Raw genomic sequence first — 16,012 nt, 5'->3', positions numbered from 1 at the left:
ACCTCAATAGGTACTTCTACACAGTGTATACAATCATGCATAAACGAGTAGGTAAACCCTATAGATAAAGCATTCCTGTCTCATAAGTATGCAACGAGATAGCATGAATCCTATGCAGATAAATATACAGATGATACCTATAAGGGGTACGCAACTCCTTGTGGCTCTAGGGGTAAAGGCTTGTCGGACGGTCTCTAGAGAAGTTCCTATAAGCTATGTTATGTTAACAAGATAGTCATTACCTCCTCAGTCAATCACCTACAGAGACAGACAATCTAGAATGCCCTGTAAGGCTTCTGACGAAACTTAGCTGAATAGCAGACTATAACTTCTTGTGCAGGATAATATAGAGCCTCTGAGGAGTGTACTAGTCGATTTACCTATCAGGATAACTCCCTTGTCTACCTCGTGTATGCGTGTGAGTGCGCCTACGTGGGGGAATCCCCTCCAGTATTATCGTATAGGGGGTGTGTACCTACGTCGGTTGTTAACAAACGTAGACGAAATATATTAGAAATTTTTCTCCCAAAAGTTTTCCTATTGAGACTGCTACCTCATTAGATTTACCTAGTACATTATGTACCAATTAGTTTTCCATAGAGTCCGCCAGTTGTAGTATTACCTACGAGCGGTACCTCAGGAGATCGGCTACCTCGGTATTGGAGCTGGTAAGCGACATACCATTAGGATATGCCTATCAGAGATTTTTATAAAATATATTTTCTGAAGGTTGCATCCCTTGAGCTGGCTTACACAGTACGTAACTCAGGAGACCGCCACCTTAGTAGATCACCACTTTTAGCCGACACTAATCGGTATCACCTAGCAGTTTATCTCACCTAGTTAACTTGATAGATGAGATATAGTAGTAACATGTAGCATTCATCTTCTAAGTTACCTGTTTAACGTCCTCAAGCGTTAATATCTAGTGGTGAAATACATTGAGATTATCCTAAAATAGCGCGAATCTCGTACTCTATCTAAAAAGAGATTACTAGATAGGTAAAACTAATAGTTCACCTAATAGAAATAATCACTAGAGAAAGAAAAAAAGGACTCTAGAGAATAACCTATCAAGTATATCCTATCTCGGTAACGAGAAAGAATAACCCTGATAGAATAATCTAAGAGTTGCTACCTCAGTAGGTATTGTATTTAATGATTTTAAAAAAAGGACTCCTAGAGCTGGGACAATAGAGGTTATTCTTTAAAGGCTTTTCTATCTCGTTACCGAGAAGGCAGATCCTTAAAGCTATTCTCTATAGGTTGTCCTTCTCAGTCCTTTATTTTTGTTTTGAGAAGTTAGTAACTATGAGGTAGCCTATTAGTTTCTTCTCTATAGTTTACTATATCTAGGTTATTGCAGATTATCTGCATGGCTAATACTATAAGGAAGTCTAACGGAGATAGCCAATTATAGGGTGTCTCCTTTTTGTTGTGCCTTTGGAGAGATAGCTTAGTAGGGTTTCTATAAGAATAAAGAAGGGTTTTACATGGTGAAACAGGGTTTAGCCTTAGAGCCACAAGGGATTGAGCCGATTTTTATCGACGCATTTTTTTTACGTATTTGGGAGAATCGACGCATTTTTTTACACTTTTTGTTGTGTCTTTGGAGAGGTAGCCGAGTAGGTACACAGATACAGAGAAACCCGACATTGAAAATGGCTGTATACCTTGGGAGAGTAAGGGTGAAGGCGCTTTTGATAGGGCCGGTTTCATACACCAAAATTGGATGAGCCTTGGAGGTACTACTGTATAGGGGAAACAAAGTAGGTCATGGTGTAACTACTATATTGTAAGCCAACAAAAGAGATAGCGCGGGAAGGGTACTACAGTATAGGGAAACAAATGGGTAACGCTTTGTCTCCTAAATTTGTAAGCCAACAAAAGAGATACACTACGCATTATCTACTTCATTAGTACAAGGAGTTAGTCCTATTTTATTTACCCATACAAGCATAAACTTTTATGCTACTTAAGGAGGAAAACAAATGAATAGAGAAGCAAACAAGCGCACACTAGAAAGATTCAACGCCTACCGAGATAGCAACGGAGTTACTTTTCAATTTTTATCTAAACAGGTCGGTCTCCATTATAACAATATATCTAAGTGGAGAGCGAATAAGATGCAGTTTAGCCTAGATACATTGAGACGGATAGAAGCCTACATTGATGCTAAGGAGGGAAAATAAATGTTACTAACAGAAAAGGTTGCTAAGGATTTTCTACACGAGAACGGATATGAAGTACTAACACCAGCTCAGATGGATTCTCGAAAAAATTACGCCGAGAAGAAATCTAAACAAGACAAGCACCACCACAGTAGAATGATACTAGAAAGATATGATGCTATTAAGGAAAACTTAACGTTACAACAACATGGGTTACTACTCTACTTAGCAACTTGTATGAGTATCGGCCATGATGGAATCTTGTGTGATAGCCGAGGAGATCGCATAAGTGTTAAAAGTCTAGTTAATAAACTAGGAAAAACTCGTTCTCAGATTAACAAAGTGTTAGCCGAGTTAGAATCCAATGGAGTTATCAAACGAGTGACAGAGGGGAAAACAACGTATGTAGATATGACTGATGCGGTTTACATTTGTGGCAAACTAGAAGGTAAATACAATACAGTGAAGCTATTTAAGACTCATTTACACGAGAAGGCGAAGGACTTACCGTTGAATGCTTTAGGATTATTCGCTCTGTTGCTAACTCATATGAACTGGAAGACGAATCTAATTGTAGAGAACCCCAACGAGCAGGACACAAAGAAGCTTGTACTACTGAAGCGAGCTCATTTGGTTGGTCTATTAGGACTATCAAAGCCTACTGTAAACAAACTTATGACAGAATTGAACCGAGCTAGGTTGATTGTAGAGGTGAAGACTATAACGGAGGCTATCTGTTTAGATCCTAAGGCTGTTAGTAGACAAGCTGAGAAGATTACACTCGAAGACCTTCTTGATAGCATCGAGGAGGCTTCTCTTTCTATTAGTAACTTCAAGAAGTAACCCCTAACCTATTGTCTTCATAGGCTCGCCTCTGAGCCAATCTTAATAACAAAACAAGGAGGAAAATTAAATGATCTACACTAAACAGTTTACTTTAGAGTTATTAGCCGAAATGAAATACATTGGAAATCCAATTACCGAGGTGGTACTAATGAGAGACCGTCCTCACCTGTACAACTCAATGAGATGCTACTTTAAGAGCTTCGAGGATGCACTAGCTCAGATACAACCATTTGAGCCAACTCCTTATATGGTAAGCAAACGAGACAAACGAACTATTGAGCGTATCGAATTAGCTACTAACTAAGAGGAGGAATGCTAATGAGCAGAATCAAATGGACGAAAGAGTTAGTCATCGAGCATATCCGCGAAAGGGAAGCGATAGGGGAGTCACTAGGAGGTGGATCTATACAGAAAACTAATCGTTCTCTGTATAGTGCTGGCTGCAGACTCTTTGGCAACTGGTCTAGTGCTTGTGAGGAAGCAGGTGTTTTAGTGCCAGCTAACCCTAAAGTAACCAAGGCAGAAGTACTCAAAGTGTTTGAACTACCTCAGGTGGATCAAGTGAGCCGGTCTAATAAGGCATATGAGGACTTCAGAATAATAACTCCAGATTATGAAGAGTATACTAGAAAGCTAGCATGGAGAATGATAGGAACAATCGGATTAGCAGCAGATCCATTTAGTTTCATCCCCGAGAAGACAGGAGTTAACGTGAGAATCTTCAATGATTGGCTAAGAGGAAGCGCAACAATGGGGTACGATGATACGATTACAATAGGTAAATACTTGAGAGAGCTGGCTCAATAGGAGTTGGTTCTCTTTTTGGTATACACTTGTATATACAACTCACACAACTGTTACTATATAGTAGGGAAACAAAAGAGTTGCTTCTTTATCGTTTCCTCCATAGTTTTACTCATTGTATCATCCCCCTCCCAGTACCTAGTGAGAACGGAAACTTACTAGGCACAACCTTAATCTTGTATGTTGCTAGTAAGGTGTATGCCTCCTGAGGGCTAACTCTCTCTTGACTTACTAGCAACATAGAGGGTTAAGCCTCTACCATTTATATAACCTTCTGAGGTGATGTTTTAAGGGGACATCTAATCGGGACTTACTCCTTGTTCTCACGAGCAGGGAGTCCTTTTTAAATAACTAATCGGTACAACTTAGTACCTATATAGATTAACTGATTAGGAGCTGATAGTATATGAGACTATCTCACGAAGAAAAGGAAATTAAGACTTGCTTAAATGAAGCTACACGAGAACGCTACAAGAAGTATAAACAACTCACAGGTTGTTCTAATACTGCATTTGCTAACAAAATCGGTTTTAGTAGATGTACATTCCAAAATTGGTTAGCTAACAAGTTCGACTTTAGTGTAGGAGCTTGTGAGCATATGCAATTCATCATGGGTTGTATCCATGACGAGTTAGCAACAATTAAGTAGCACTAATGAGACGGATAACTGCTGAAGGTATAAAACTACCGGAGGTTACTGTCTCGTAGCTACTACAAAGGGAACAAACTTATATGATCTCCTGAGGGTTATATTCTACTTTGTTTCCTTTGTAATAGTTCAGCTACTGAGTAGCACTTACTACACTATTACCATAAAACTAATTGGCTCATCATAGTAGCCACACAGGAGGAAATATAATATGTCAGATTTAATCTTAGGTCAACATCCACTACTAAAGAAACAATTCATTGATGCTCGTATTCGTGAACTATCAGAGCCACGCTTTGTAGCAGATGCTTTACTGATGACTGTCTCAGCAGATGCACTAGCGGTTAAATTCTTCAAAGACGGAGAGGGTTACAACTCTTACGAAGAAGTACCTGAAGTAGGTGAAGGTTCAGGGTTCAAACGCATTGGCTTATCAGAGGACGCTCGTTTGGAGATGATCCGTAAGTATGGCCTTGAGTTTACGTTCTCTTATGAGATGCAAAAGTGGGGAACTGCTGGACAGTTCGAACGAGCTTTCCGTAAGTTATCTAGCTCAGTAGTAGCTATGGTGAATGGAATGGTTTACGATAAGTTACACGATTCGGCAACTGCTGGGAATGGTAACTTACAGAACAAAACAGATAACTATTGGAATGCCCCTGAGGTAGGAGCTACTGCTGGACAACCTCTACCTCCAAATGGTGCTGACAATATGATCGCTGACATTGTTAACGCTAAGAAGGTAGCTAAGGACAAAGGCTACAAGTTAAACACAATGGTTATCGGTACAGATGTAGAAGCAGCACTACTATCTAGTAAACCTGTTCGTGATGCTCTAAGCAAGAACAACACAGATCTGACTCTGTTTGATGGCTACATTGGAGACTTCTTACAAATTTCAATCATTGTAGATGAGCATTACCCAGCAGATCAAGCTCTACTGTTAGAGCGTAAGATTGTAGGGGAGATTGCTGATGCTGAACCATTACGCTCTACTACGTACAACCAAGAGGAAGACATGACAACTATCGGACGTGTTACTCGTTTCACTACTGCATATGTGACAGACCCTTCAGCGTTATTCCTAATCAAGAATGTCCTCAACTAATTAACCCCCTAAGGAGCTTGCCATCTCGTATGGTGGCTCCTTTTCTTATTTAAACTAACGAGGTGAAACAAATGAAACTAGTAAAGTTTAATTATACAGGTGAGCTAGTGGACTCCTTCTCAGAGGAGGGAAGCGATCTAGTGAAGGATGCTGAGTTGTTCTACACAGGCAACCACAGAGGACGCAACTATACAGTGAAAGACTTACAGGCTTTGGCTAGCTCGTTCAACAAAGAGGATGATGTTCCTATTCAATTAGATCACTCAGAGTCAGCTAGAGACACTGTAGGTTTCCTAGAGAGTGTATCTGTAATAGGTGATAAGCTCTACGGAAAGTTACGTATTGTAGAGGATTCCATTAAGGAACGAGTACGAAAGGGACTAGCTAAAAAGGTGTCTATCTCGTTCTATACAGACTCTAGCGGTAATCCTACGAGAATAAGAGAGGTCTCCCTAGTAGCATTCCCTCAATTGAAAGGAGCTACTTTATTTAGCGAGCAAGCACACTCCCCAAAGTACACTCCTCAAGAGGTGTATGCGTCTTTCTCTATGGTAATGAATGCTATGGAAAAAGAGAAACAAGACTTCCAAGAAGAATACCAACAGTATAAGCGATCACTACGAGTATAAGGAGGCTGATTAGATGAACAAAGTAAAGATTGTTACCCACTCAGGTGGCACGTTAGATGTAACACTAGAGGACGGAAAGTTAGCTGACTTTATCGGCTGGCTCGAGGGGGAAGAGTCTACAGTGTTTCCTATCTCGGTAAATGATAAGAAGACAATCTACCTAACGAGCGTATCTGTAGAGTTATTCTCAGTAAACAAGGAGGAAAAGTAATATGACTAAAAAAGGTGAGAAGCATAGATACTCCTCTCCGGAGGCAAAGGCTAGAGCGTTAGCGAATCTTCCCCAGAAGGGACAAAAGAGGACTTATTCCTCAGAGGAAGCAAAGGAACGCTCTCTAGTTAACCTTAAGAAGCCTGACGGAAGTGGACATTATTACATTCACGGCATCTACTCGAAGAACTTCCGCAATAGTTGGACAGAGGAAGAGCAAGCCTACTATGATGACTTCATGAGCCACTATAAAGAGGAATATTCTCTGAGCAAAATGGATGAGGATATGCTAGATCGCTATCTCGTAGCAATGATTAAGACGAGACGGATTGACTCTGTAGGAATGGAGTATGCTATGAATCGTAGCTCTAGTAAGATGAACTTTGACCAGGAAGCTGTTCGTATGGCCCAAGAGCTGGGACTATCTCGTAGGTATCGACTAAGTAAGGGTAACGTAGAGAACAAGTCAGAGTTTGACGTATCAGTACTCTTTGATGGTATGAACGATAAGCAATAATAACACTAGGGGGAATGCTTATGAAGTACCGTTGTTATGTGAGATGGACACACTCAGGTAGAGAGTATCTCTCGGAGTTTACTACTGAGACCGCTAACCCTGAGGAGTGGCTCATACAGGATATTACCAAGTGTTATAATAAGCAATTCAGATACACTATCGATGGAAGACTAATAGGAGTGGAACTAGAAAGGATGTAATTATCTTGTGAGACCGGACTATTACTACTACAAGCTCATAGGTGCTACTATGCTGATAATCTTTGGAGGCATCGTTATGATGCTCACTCTCATGAGCCTGTAACTATATATAGGAAATAAGATACCGAGAGAGCAATTCTAAGGTGATTAACTTTATCTAGTAGGGTACTAGTAGACTAATCTCTTGAGAATGTGCTGTCTCGGTTTTTTTTGTGAGGTAGCCACTCCGAGGCTGTATCCTTGTATAAAAAATACACGTTCACAACATCGAGGTATTACCCCAGTAGACCAATCTCACATAGGGTATTCCTTTTGTTGGTTGCCAACTCTATAATTATTTATGATAGGTGGTGATAAGATGATACCTATGCTGGAATACAAAGATATTTCAAATCAAACACTAAAAGTAGAGGTTATCTTAGGTTCAATGTACTTTACAATTAAGGATGAATACAGACGTTATGTCCATTGTGTATTCTCAAGCGGAGGATCCCGTGAGTTTGCGAGAATCTTAAATAATGGAGAGGTGGCAGAGGTGTTAGATCGTGGAGGAGATCCATTAAGAATTCGTCCTCTGAAAGGTGATCTCCTCGGTATTGAAATTGAATCGAAGGAAATGGTAAAAGGGTTTGTGTTAGATAAACAGCAAGTTCAAGAGTTATCTGATTGGTTCCAACGAGTGCATAAAATATAATTTCAATTACTGTAATGTTACCCCGAGGAAGAAAGTAAAAGAGCCGACTCAATAAGAGCCAGCTTGAGGGGGAGTGTCCTAGAGTTTTTAGTTTTCCCCCTTAGTTATTATCTTCTCGATCCCACACTCTTAGTTTACCCTTCTCGAATACCATTACTGCAAAGTCGATTTCACCGATTTCCTCTCCGTCACCATCGTAGGTAACGTTTGTGTAGCCATTAGAACTGGTACGCTCTCCTTTTCCTCCTACAAGGTCTGCAACCTCTGAGAGTGTCATCCCTTCCTCTAAAGAGTTGTATTCTTCTTCAGAGATTGTTGAACTGTTGCAAGCACTCAGCAGGATAATGCTGAACAGGAAAACAACTATTCGCTTTTTCATTAGTATTCCTCCTCAGTTAATTCATCTAGATTAAAACTAAGAGTTTTAGGGATTTTGCTTTTTATTGAATATATATGAACAAACGTACAAGAAAAACATACTCATTTTACATTGTATATAACAGTATGATACGTAAAGGAGTTTGGTTGTTCATGTCATCAAAAAATAAAAAATGCTGCAACCCTTGTTACCAACCGTTAGGGAGTGGATTTTCCTCTACTTGTTCCAACAGTTGTCCTCAAGAAGGATGCCGCAATGATCGTATCGTAAGTGATGCAGTCATTCATTCCGATTTGCTCATCATTCGCCAAGACTTTTGTGTGGACGCAACTGTGGGAGTGGCACCACCCCCAGACGGCGTTACGATTCAAGAATTTATTGAAAATACGATTTTTCAATATGCACCAGGTGTTGATCTTCCGACAGCCCCTCTCCGTCTGATGACTGTCATCGCTCAAAATCTCTCCAACAACTTTGTGAATGTAGCAATACAACGTTCCGCCCCCTTAAATACTGATATTCCACCAGTGACATTAGCTAATGCTACAGCTACGCCGAACAGCGAGATAGCTTTGTCTGCTCCTAATGCGAATAGACTCATCGCTTCTGCGGAAGTTCCAAGCCGAGTACGATTCTTTATTACGATTTTTTATCCAACAGATCCGATAATTCCAGGGGACCCTATTTAGCAGAGGAGTTGCAAAACAAGGAACTTCTGCTTACGAGAATTATGTAAATGAGCTGTCTAAAATATTGGCGATTCCCGATAGTGTGTGCTTCTCCTCAGATTAATCTTGTAGGAAATTGAAAAGTTTATTCTTCAGTTTTCTTTGCTCAACAGACATCATCTTTGAGAGAACGCCAAATAAATAACCTTTGAAGTCTTTTCTAATCTTGTTCATCTTTAGAGCAAATACAGATTGTTTGAACGCTGAGATTGCCACCTCAGTTGTATCAACTAAGTCAGGTGCATACTTGCTTGCAGCCAATTTAACTTTATTCCAAATAGCATATATCTCCTTAGCTGTATCAAAGAAGGGGGATACTGTATTGATAAATTCCATAGGTACACATGAGTTAACCAAATAAGATGAATCTAAATCATCCAGTTCAACAGGTGCGCTATTACGTATCTTTAATTCTTTAGAGCTTTTAGTTTTAGTTGTAATGGCTTCGTTCTCGTGAGATGGCTCGTTAAGTTGCTCAGGAGTAGGATCGGTAGCTTCCTTACAAGATGCCAGTTCATGGTGACGCTCGAAAGGATTAATTACACAGAGGAATGATGAGTAGCCACCCTTAACAGGTTTAAACTGTTCAATACGAGTAACGATTCCTAGCTCGCTAAAACGTTTGAGGGCACGCTGAATAGTACGCTTAGAGTATCCTGTTAGATCAGCTAGCGTGTTGTTTTTTAAATATGAAACTCCCACGAACTTACATGAGTAGTTTGATAGCTTTAGAAGTATTACTCGCTCGCTATCTTTTAAGTTATATTCTTTTAGAATAAGATCAATAGTTTTGTCCATCTCAGCTACTGAATCAAATGATATGTATTTTCTGAGTTCCTTCATTAGTATAGTCCTCCATCTTTATAGAAGGAACACCTCTTGAGCTAGTACCAATAAGCATGATACAATAGCAAACAAGAAAGCTCCTTCGAGTTTTCTTCCGAGAGAGAACCCTGTCCGGTCGCCAAACTAGAGCAGGGTTCTCTTTTTATTTGTCTTAAATCTCAAGTGAATTAAGTGGATTAAACTTATCGTTTTGTTCTTTCAAGGCAGTACCCCAAAGAGCAAGATACCTCTCAGTCATTCTTAAATTGCTATGTCTCAGCATTCTTTGGAGAGTGAAAACGTCCATACCGGCCATTAAGCAACGATGAGCAAAAGTGTGACGGAAAGTATGAGCTGATAAGCGAACATCTGAGAAGTTCATTACTTGTTTGAGTCGCTTAAATACGAGTTTGATTCCATTAGGTGTAAGCTGATTACCTTCTCGCGTAGTAAAGACGTACTCAGAGATTTTACCTAGCTCACGTTCTACAAACACCTTGTACTCACAAAGCTCTTTTACAAGCTTCTCTGTGAGAGGGACAGTCTGTTGCTTTCGAGCTTTACCGAATAGGGTTACGGTTTGGTTTACCAAATCCAATTCACTCCAGCGTACATTGATAAGCTCTCCTAATCTCGAGCCAGTTCCTAAAAGGAAAACAATAATAGTGTGATCTCGATAAGCGTAGAAGCTTTTATTTCTTGCTTTGAGTCTTCTATAGTAGCGAAGCATTTGTTTGATATGTTCATCTTGAAAGACCTCAATTTTGACTTCCTCTTTAGCAAGCTTCATTTTACGAATAGGGTTTTCTTTCTCGGTGATAATCTCCTCATGTTGTAAATAGTTAAAGAAAATCTTGAGATGGTGAAGCTTGGTATTTCTAGTTACTACGTTGTTACCTCTTGTCTTTTGGCAATACATGAGGTAGCCCTTAACAGTTGCTTCTCTAATATCTCGTGTATCTATTAGTTCCCTCTCAGAGCAGAACGTTTGGAACTCATGCATGGTAGCCATATAAGATTGAATTGTACGAGGGGACAGATTAGCGAACTCTTTTTCCTCCTTGAAATCCTTCATAGCAAACTTAATTAGCATTTTCTTCTCAGTCCTTTCTCGGTTTTATAGAAACAAAAAAGAGGACTACCCCTGAGCCAGCTGGTTTGCTGACTAGAAGTAGTCCTCTGTTAACTTGTGGTGTCTGATGGAGACCTCCACAGTTTTAGCTTGTGAGAATACCCTCTCAAGCCTTGATACTATTAGGTTTTATGACCCCGGAGAGGCTCGAACTCACGACCTCCACCCTGTCAAGGTGAAGGTTATTTAAATAATCTAGTCTTCTCTTTGTATTATAAACTCCCAAAACTTCTTTAATTCCTCACGCTTTTGAGGAGTCGCATTTATTATATCTTCAAACCATTGATAAAGCTCAGTATCTTGTATGTCTGTAACTTGTCTCATTTCAGTTGTACCGAGGAGGTAATCAATTGATACTTCAAAGAAAGTCGCTAATTTTATCAATGTATTATAATCAGGCTCTCGATTTCCTTGTTCATACATTGCATATGTAGTTCGAGCAATCCCTAGTTGCTTTGCCATGTCTTCTTGACGCAGTTTGCGTTCTTTTCGAAGAGTGTGTAGTCTAGTGCCAAACATATGCTACCTCCTTTTAGGTGTTTTCTATATCAATTATAACGTCACAATATGTAACATTTAATAAAATACACGAAATGTGTAAAAAACATTGATTTTAAACTTGTTATTATGTAATATAATCTATAGTTACACATTTTGTGACAATGAAAGAGGGGGAATAATGAGGTTTTGGTTATTGGAAAAACGTAAAAATAAAGAGAAAACACAAGATTATATAGCATATAAGGCAAGAATATCTAGAAGTATGTATGCAATGATTGAAAGTGGTGAAAGAAATCCAAGTGTTCCTGTCGCAAAGAATATAGCTAAGGTACTAAATTTTGATTGGACTCTTTTTTTTGAAGATTAATGTCACGATACGTGTAATTGTTAGGTCGAGTATTTCATTTCTATATTGTTTTCCTAAAATGAAATAATTTATTAATTATTTTTAAGAAAATATTAGCTAAGGGAAGTGTTTAAATATGAATATGAAAACATTTGAAATGCGTGAAAAACGATTAGCAGAACTACTAGGTGCAAAAGTACTGTGGGAATTTATAAGTGCTGTTACAGAAGAAATTGAAAAGCAGGAATTAGAATCTACGCCAGGATTATTAGAAGATCTATTCATACATGTGAAAGAAACCATTCAAATTCAAAATATGAATCAACGCATAACAAAAGCCCCTGTAAAAACAGAGGCTGATGATATAAATAAAGATACATTATTTATGGAAGCATATGTAGAATTAATCAATCATAAGTTTATTATTTCTGAATTAGCTGTAGAGCTTTCATCTGTTCTAAAAGAATTAAATTGTTTTGTTCAATCATCTTTGCCACAGCTTCAAAGTGAGCTTGATTCTCAAGAACCTCAATCTGCTTCTCTTTAGGAAGTGATTGAAGTATTTCTTTTATTTCTTTACACTCGTATATGTTATTCTCCGAGTCTTCAATTAATTTATTGCGGCGATTGGTGTATTCAAGTGCACCTAAAGTCGCTAATGCACGAGGATCTAATCCTAGAATTTCCATGTATTCCTCTCCTTTCCTCTACAATAATTCGATAGGGGAATGGAGATTCCTTTAGTAATTTAGTAAAGTCTTTATACAGTTATACAAATTGTTAATGATTAGTGAGCATGTTATTTAGCAGGAATGTAATAGAATTAGACTTTAAAGTGCTTCTAAAAAGGATCAAAAGAAAGGGGAATCCAGTAATTCTCACTCTTTTTCCGTAAATAATCTACATATGATATGGTTGTTTCCTTTTATCATGAATTTTACATTGGATTCTTTAAAGAAGGGTAGATAGCTATAGGGTATGTAATATGAATAGATAAATGAAAGGGAAGAGAATTGTAACCGTCAGTATTATAGGTATATTAAGGGGTTATCAGGTAATATGTTTTAAACTGTTTAAGAGTGGGAGTCTATGTATCACTCGTTACTTAAAAAATAAAAGATTAGACATTAAAATAGGGAAAAGTATTTAAGTTACTTGTATAGATGAAATAATGGAGTGTAACAAATTAAAACACGATGAAACATGTTGAAATAAATAGAAGGGGATCTTGAGGTAGGCTAAGGAGAGAAATAAGGCATGCTGAGAAAGTGGCTATTGAATTCGAAGAAGTTAAAGTTTGAAAGTTGTCACTTATGTAAGAATATCTATTGCTATTTTACTCTATATAAAAAAGAAGCTGTACAAAAGTACAGCTAGACCTCTGCACAAATTTATATGGCCTTAATGACGAACTTGGATTGAGGTATATATAGTAATTGAGCTGCTAAGGAAGTTGTTGTGTTAGCAAATGGGTATGTTTCCTTATAAGGAAAACTACTATACACTATTTCATTCATTTCCAAGGTCGTAAACAGTTTTTTTAGGATTTTTTGAGAAATTTTATTTGTACAAGCAGCAATAAAATCAAAATCTTTTTTACTTATTTCTTGAATTGCATGTGAAAGAAGGCTGGTGACTATCCCACTTCCCATCCAATCTGGATGACAAGCGCCCATATCTAGATAAACTAATTTTTCTTTATCTAAATGAGAAAACTCAATAGATTCTGTCTCTAATGTATCTAAAAGTTGAAAAATAGGATCCATTTGTGGGCATAGTTCATTTGCCTTATCTTTATCTATTAGTGGCTGGGTTACTTTTCTTGTTAAAAGAACACCGACAATTTGAAAATTATCTATTGCTACAAATGACATTGCTTGAGATACAGCTTGCTTTATCATTTCTTCGCACATTTTGTGAAAAGGAGCAAAGGGAATTTGTAAACTGCTTACAAGAGGTTCGTTATTCACAAAAGAATGTGCAAGTAAATGTGCTGCATCTTTCACGTGGTGTGTATCTAGTAGCTCTATATTCATATGTTTTTCCTCTTTTCCTGATATAGTTAATAGTAATTAAAAGAATAAAGATTTTTATTTAATTTAGTTAAATTTAACCATTAAAGCGCTAACAAATGTGGTTATTAAACATATGAATAAATCTGTTTAGTAGCAATCGAAATATGTTCATAAAGAAATGATACGATCTCATCTAAACATTCAACAGTTGTATATGGAGAGATAGAAAAGAATTTTAATGTGGAAATCGGATTTCTATCGCTACTGTTTAATACATCTACTACACAAGAACGAGTTGTATCACCAAAAAATACTTGATCGCGATTTTTTCCTAGATAATTAAATAGTTCTATATTTAATCGGTTTGTATCCTCAATTTCTTCTTTTGTTGCAAGACCTATTCTTTCTTTTTCCCAATTTTCTTGGCCATCTCCATTCATATAGAAACGGAAGGTTGTAATTGGTCCATATGTAAAATCATTAGTGATTGCGACTTGAGGTAGAGCTTCACGCAACTTCTCTCTAAATGATAGATTTACACGAACATAATTTGCTAATAATTTTTGATATCCTTCAATTCCAAAGGCTAATAGATTGATATACATGGGAATAGCGCTACCAGCTCGTGAACATTCTAAGGTATAGCCTGTATGATAACTCCCATAGGATCTATTACCAAGATAAGGTGTATCATCTTGTTCAATGTCCATCAGTTGTAAATCAGTATGATTTTTTACGATTAAAATACTTGAAGCATAAGGTGTTTGTCCTAATTTATGAAAATCAAAACATACACTGTCTGCAAGGGACATATATTGCATTTTATCTTGTACGTATTGTAAGGCATTTTTCACATTAGGTTCAAATGAGAGTAAATTTTCTTCAAAACTATAATTATTAAAGAAACTATAGAATCCGCCCATTGCAGAATCCGCATGGATATAAATAGGTTTTAATTTATATTTTTTCTGTATTGCTTCAGCGCTTTCTTTAATTTTTTTTATATCATCAATGGTAAATGTATCTGTTGACCCCATAGTAGCTAGAATATAAAGGGGGATACCTCCATTTTTAATAACTTGTATCATTTTAGCCTCTAAATCTTCTATATCCATAGAATTTGTATAAGGATCAGTCTTCACTTTTATTAAGTGATTTGACCCTATGCCAGTTGCTTCAGCTGACTTTAATAAACTATAATGTGCATTTTCAGAAGCAAAGCAATAAACATTTTGTGGAGCACCATGTTCTTTTGCTAATGGGAATTGTTTAGAAATTGCTAAACGTAAGCTCGAAAATACACAACCTTGTCCACCCCATGTTGTATAACCACCGCTATTATGTGGATTATAACCAATCAGTTTTGAAAGCATGGATACAACTTTTACCTCTGCTTCAGCTGCCCCTGGGCCATAGACATCCCAAACGCCATTACCATTTAAAAGTGCCATGGTTAGTACACCTAATAGTGAAGGTATACTTGGTAGTGGTACAGCGTTAGACAAGTAGTATTTATTTGGATAAGGATGGCCATTCATAAATTGGTTTAGCTCTTCTATAACCTCAGACATAGTGATTCCATCTAGTGGTATATGACTTTGGTGAATTAAGCTATTATAGTATCCTTCTGATTTTTCCTCACATTTACCTAAAGTAGCTCGCTCTTCATTTTTTAATTGGTCAAGATTTTTAATTATTTTCTGCATAGATTTTAATAAAAGTTGTTGTTTTTCTTCATTTCCGTCAACGCTCGGAAATAGTTTTAAAATATCTTGCATGCAGTTACTTCTCCTTGTAAAAAACTGGATTTTTATTTTACTTGGTTAAACATAAGGGTAAAATAATTTGTAATTGCCCTTTTGAATCCTTAGAAATGAGGAACTATTTAGAAAAAAATGTAATTCCATAGAAAATTATATGAACTATGGAATTTAAAGTAAAGAAAAATTTTTTGATTTATTTTTAAAAAAGTAATTGTGAGATAATGAAGTTTCTAAAAATATATCTGAATTAATTGTTTATTCAATTTATATGTTGTCCTAACATGTATTGAACTAGTGTAGTAGATATTTTAATATAATGTAGAACTATTATAAGGTAGTTGAATATAAGGACTCAACTACCTTATAGACTGTAGATATTGTTAGGAAAAGATAAAAAATAAGGTGGAAGTGTTAAAGATATGTTCTAGTGGAGTAGAAGTAGTAGTATGGATTTGGTCGTAAAATCAGCATAATTTTTTATAGAAGAATAATTA

At 37.2% G+C, this 16,012-nt stretch carries 18 protein-coding genes; 12 read left to right on the top strand and 6 right to left on the bottom strand.

The features are described from left to right. Window positions 1-1,991: 1,991 nt before the first annotated feature. The 9 genes from CER22_RS24135 (at window position 1,992) to CER22_RS24085 (ending at window position 7,829) form a co-directional block, all read left to right on the top strand. The gene (locus tag CER22_RS24135) at window positions 1,992-2,192 is read left to right on the top strand and encodes a helix-turn-helix domain-containing protein (protein ID WP_088609754.1); all 201 of its coding nucleotides are present in this window, start codon (window positions 1,992-1,994) and stop codon (window positions 2,190-2,192) included. After that, entirely contained in the window at window positions 2,193-3,014 is an 822-nt protein-coding gene (locus tag CER22_RS24130; RefSeq protein ID WP_088609753.1) for a MarR family transcriptional regulator, read from the top strand. Between the two features lie 321 nt (window positions 3,015-3,335). Beyond that, window positions 3,336-3,824: a hypothetical protein gene (locus CER22_RS24120; protein WP_088609751.1), complete on the top strand. Its 489-nt coding sequence runs from the start codon at window positions 3,336-3,338 to the stop codon at window positions 3,822-3,824. A 403-nt stretch (window positions 3,825-4,227) separates the two neighbouring features. Beyond that, complete coding sequence (locus tag CER22_RS24115; RefSeq protein ID WP_088609750.1) at window positions 4,228-4,470, top strand: hypothetical protein; 243 nt, start codon at window positions 4,228-4,230, stop codon at window positions 4,468-4,470. A 211-nt stretch (window positions 4,471-4,681) separates the two neighbouring features. Continuing rightward, the gene (locus tag CER22_RS24110; protein WP_088609749.1) at window positions 4,682-5,578 is read left to right on the top strand and encodes a phage major capsid protein; all 897 of its coding nucleotides are present in this window, start codon (window positions 4,682-4,684) and stop codon (window positions 5,576-5,578) included. Between the two features lie 71 nt (window positions 5,579-5,649). Further along, complete coding sequence (locus CER22_RS24105) at window positions 5,650-6,207, top strand: hypothetical protein (RefSeq protein ID WP_088609748.1); 558 nt, start codon at window positions 5,650-5,652, stop codon at window positions 6,205-6,207. A 13-nt stretch (window positions 6,208-6,220) separates the two neighbouring features. Then, window positions 6,221-6,418 (top strand): hypothetical protein, encoded by a 198-nt coding sequence (locus tag CER22_RS24100; protein WP_088609747.1) that lies wholly within the window; start codon window positions 6,221-6,223, stop codon window positions 6,416-6,418. Window positions 6,419-6,656: 238 nt separating this feature from the next. After that, entirely contained in the window at window positions 6,657-6,935 is a 279-nt protein-coding gene (locus CER22_RS33740; RefSeq protein WP_232294958.1) for a hypothetical protein, read from the top strand. Window positions 6,936-7,493: 558 nt separating this feature from the next. After that, window positions 7,494-7,829 carry a hypothetical protein gene (locus tag CER22_RS24085; RefSeq protein WP_088609744.1) on the top strand — a complete coding sequence of 112 codons (336 nt, stop codon included), beginning with the start codon at window positions 7,494-7,496 and terminating at the stop codon, window positions 7,827-7,829. 100 nt (window positions 7,830-7,929) lie between these two features. Here the strand turns inward: CER22_RS24085 and CER22_RS24080 are convergent, their stop codons facing one another. Further along, on the bottom strand, window positions 7,930-8,208 hold the full coding sequence (locus CER22_RS24080; RefSeq protein WP_061681416.1) for a hypothetical protein: 279 nt from the start codon (window positions 8,206-8,208) through the stop codon (window positions 7,930-7,932). Between the two features lie 338 nt (window positions 8,209-8,546). On the opposite strand from CER22_RS24080, the gene CER22_RS24075 reads away from it, so the two are divergent. Beyond that, complete coding sequence (locus CER22_RS24075; protein ID WP_142293544.1) at window positions 8,547-8,897, top strand: hypothetical protein; 351 nt, start codon at window positions 8,547-8,549, stop codon at window positions 8,895-8,897. A 99-nt stretch (window positions 8,898-8,996) separates the two neighbouring features. Here the strand turns inward: CER22_RS24075 and CER22_RS24070 are convergent, their stop codons facing one another. The 3 genes from CER22_RS24070 to CER22_RS24060 form a co-directional block, all read right to left on the bottom strand. Further along, complete coding sequence (locus CER22_RS24070) at window positions 8,997-9,779, bottom strand: helix-turn-helix domain-containing protein (protein ID WP_088609742.1); 783 nt, start codon at window positions 9,777-9,779, stop codon at window positions 8,997-8,999. 154 nt (window positions 9,780-9,933) lie between these two features. Beyond that, a complete protein-coding gene (locus CER22_RS24065; RefSeq protein ID WP_088609741.1) occupies window positions 9,934-10,854 on the bottom strand; it encodes a tyrosine-type recombinase/integrase in 921 nt (306 codons plus the stop codon). A 234-nt stretch (window positions 10,855-11,088) separates the two neighbouring features. Further along, window positions 11,089-11,412 (bottom strand): helix-turn-helix domain-containing protein, encoded by a 324-nt coding sequence (locus CER22_RS24060; protein ID WP_088609740.1) that lies wholly within the window; start codon window positions 11,410-11,412, stop codon window positions 11,089-11,091. 160 nt (window positions 11,413-11,572) lie between these two features. On the opposite strand from CER22_RS24060, the gene CER22_RS24055 reads away from it, so the two are divergent. Together CER22_RS24055 and CER22_RS24050 are read left to right on the top strand one after the other, a co-directional pair. Further along, the gene (locus CER22_RS24055) at window positions 11,573-11,761 is read left to right on the top strand and encodes a helix-turn-helix transcriptional regulator (protein WP_088021183.1); all 189 of its coding nucleotides are present in this window, start codon (window positions 11,573-11,575) and stop codon (window positions 11,759-11,761) included. Window positions 11,762-11,876: 115 nt separating this feature from the next. Further along, window positions 11,877-12,287: a hypothetical protein gene (locus CER22_RS24050; RefSeq protein WP_088609739.1), complete on the top strand. Its 411-nt coding sequence runs from the start codon at window positions 11,877-11,879 to the stop codon at window positions 12,285-12,287. 844 nt (window positions 12,288-13,131) lie between these two features. On the opposite strand, the gene CER22_RS24040 is transcribed toward CER22_RS24050, so the two are convergent. Both CER22_RS24040 and CER22_RS24035 read right to left on the bottom strand, forming a co-directional pair. Then, a complete protein-coding gene (locus CER22_RS24040) occupies window positions 13,132-13,776 on the bottom strand; it encodes a hypothetical protein (protein ID WP_088609738.1) in 645 nt (214 codons plus the stop codon). Between the two features lie 104 nt (window positions 13,777-13,880). Continuing rightward, complete coding sequence (locus CER22_RS24035; protein ID WP_088609737.1) at window positions 13,881-15,533, bottom strand: pyridoxal phosphate-dependent decarboxylase family protein; 1,653 nt, start codon at window positions 15,531-15,533, stop codon at window positions 13,881-13,883. Window positions 15,534-16,012: the final 479 nt, after the last annotated feature.

It is taken from the genome of Bacillus sp. K2I17 (assembly GCF_002209985.1).
GTDB lineage: Bacteria > Bacillota > Bacilli > Bacillales > Bacillaceae_G > Bacillus_A > Bacillus_A wiedmannii.
This window is presented reverse-complemented; position numbering and strand designations above follow the sequence as displayed.

Bases quoted from the DNA above. Each gene is read 5' to 3' on its own strand.
- CER22_RS24135 (WP_088609754.1), top strand. From the start codon at position 1,992: ATGAATAGAGAAGCAAACAAGCGCACACTAGAAAGATTCAACGCCTAC.
- CER22_RS24130 (WP_088609753.1), top strand. From the start codon at position 2,193: ATGTTACTAACAGAAAAGGTTGCTAAGGATTTTCTACACGAGAACGGA.
- CER22_RS24120 (WP_088609751.1), top strand. From the start codon at position 3,336: ATGAGCAGAATCAAATGGACGAAAGAGTTAGTCATCGAGCATATCCGC.
- CER22_RS24115 (WP_088609750.1), top strand. From the start codon at position 4,228: ATGAGACTATCTCACGAAGAAAAGGAAATTAAGACTTGCTTAAATGAA.
- CER22_RS24110 (WP_088609749.1), top strand. From the start codon at position 4,682: ATGTCAGATTTAATCTTAGGTCAACATCCACTACTAAAGAAACAATTC.
- CER22_RS24105 (WP_088609748.1), top strand. From the start codon at position 5,650: ATGAAACTAGTAAAGTTTAATTATACAGGTGAGCTAGTGGACTCCTTC.
- CER22_RS24100 (WP_088609747.1), top strand. From the start codon at position 6,221: ATGAACAAAGTAAAGATTGTTACCCACTCAGGTGGCACGTTAGATGTA.
- CER22_RS33740 (WP_232294958.1), top strand. From the start codon at position 6,657: ATGAGCCACTATAAAGAGGAATATTCTCTGAGCAAAATGGATGAGGAT.
- CER22_RS24085 (WP_088609744.1), top strand. From the start codon at position 7,494: ATGATACCTATGCTGGAATACAAAGATATTTCAAATCAAACACTAAAA.
- CER22_RS24080 (WP_061681416.1), bottom strand. From the start codon at position 8,208: ATGAAAAAGCGAATAGTTGTTTTCCTGTTCAGCATTATCCTGCTGAGT.
- CER22_RS24070 (WP_088609742.1), bottom strand. From the start codon at position 9,779: ATGAAGGAACTCAGAAAATACATATCATTTGATTCAGTAGCTGAGATG.
- CER22_RS24065 (WP_088609741.1), bottom strand. From the start codon at position 10,854: ATGCTAATTAAGTTTGCTATGAAGGATTTCAAGGAGGAAAAAGAGTTC.
- CER22_RS24060 (WP_088609740.1), bottom strand. From the start codon at position 11,412: ATGTTTGGCACTAGACTACACACTCTTCGAAAAGAACGCAAACTGCGT.
- CER22_RS24055 (WP_088021183.1), top strand. From the start codon at position 11,573: ATGAGGTTTTGGTTATTGGAAAAACGTAAAAATAAAGAGAAAACACAA.
- CER22_RS24050 (WP_088609739.1), top strand. From the start codon at position 11,877: ATGAATATGAAAACATTTGAAATGCGTGAAAAACGATTAGCAGAACTA.
- CER22_RS24040 (WP_088609738.1), bottom strand. From the start codon at position 13,776: ATGAATATAGAGCTACTAGATACACACCACGTGAAAGATGCAGCACAT.
- CER22_RS24035 (WP_088609737.1), bottom strand. From the start codon at position 15,533: ATGCAAGATATTTTAAAACTATTTCCGAGCGTTGACGGAAATGAAGAA.